This is a genomic window from Kosakonia quasisacchari (assembly GCF_004331415.1).
In the GTDB taxonomy this organism is placed as follows: Bacteria; Pseudomonadota; Gammaproteobacteria; order Enterobacterales; family Enterobacteriaceae; genus Kosakonia; species Kosakonia quasisacchari.
Window position 1 is genome coordinate 1 of sequence record NZ_SJOP01000064.1, and the last position, 1,097, is coordinate 1,097.

Annotated in this window: 1 protein-coding gene; it reads right to left on the reverse strand. The window is 54.2% G+C overall.

All coding sequences use genetic code 11. The features are described 5' to 3' along the window. On the reverse strand, window positions 1–1,097 hold a 1,097-nt coding region (gene tuf / locus E0L21_RS24670; RefSeq protein ID WP_052679840.1), incomplete at both ends, for an elongation factor Tu.

The window sequence follows — 1,097 nt, forward strand, 5'->3', positions numbered from 1 at the left end:
AGAACTTTTGCTACAACGCCCGCGCCAACGGTACGGCCGCCTTCACGGATTGCGAAACGCAGACCATCGTCCATCGCAATCGGGTGAATCAGGGTAACAACCATTTTGATGTTGTCGCCCGGCATTACCATCTCCACGCCTTCCGGCAGTTCGATGGTGCCAGTCACGTCAGTTGTACGGAAGTAGAACTGCGGACGGTAGCCTTTGAAGAACGGAGTGTGACGGCCGCCTTCATCTTTGGACAGAATGTAAACTTCAGATTCGAATTTGGTGTGCGGCTTGATGGAACCCGGCTTAGCCAGTACCTGACCACGTTCGATTTCTTCACGTTTGATACCACGCAGCAGAACACCTACGTTCTCACCAGCACGGCCTTCGTCCAGCAGTTTGCGGAACATTTCAACGCCGGTACAGGTGGATTTCGCGGTGTCTTTGATACCCACGATTTCAACTTCTTCACCCACTTTGATGATACCGCGCTCTACACGACCGGTAACAACGGTACCACGACCGGAGATGGAGAATACGTCTTCGATCGGCAGCAGGAACGGCTTGTCAATCGCACGCTCTGGTTCCGGAATGTAAGAATCCAGGAAGCCAGCCAGTTCGATGATTTTCGCTTCCCACTCTGCTTCGCCTTCCAGCGCTTTCAGTGCAGAACCACGAACGATCGGCGTGTCATCGCCCGGGAAATCGTACTGAGACAGCAGTTCACGAACTTCCATCTCTACCAGTTCCAGCAGCTCTTCGTCATCAACCATGTCGCATTTGTTCAGGAACACGATGATGTACGGAACGCCTACCTGACGACCCAGCAGGATGTGCTCACGGGTCTGCGGCATCGGGCCGTCAGTCGCAGCAACAACCAGGATCGCGCCGTCCATCTGCGCAGCACCGGTGATCATGTTTTTAACATAGTCGGCGTGGCCCGGGCAGTCTACGTGTGCGTAGTGGCGAGTCGGGGTGTCATATTCAACGTGAGACGTGTTGATGGTGATACCACGTGCTTTTTCTTCCGGCGCGTTATCGATCTGGTCGAATGCGCGAGCAGAACCACCGTAGGTTTTTGCCAGAACGGTAGTGATTGCAGCAGTCAG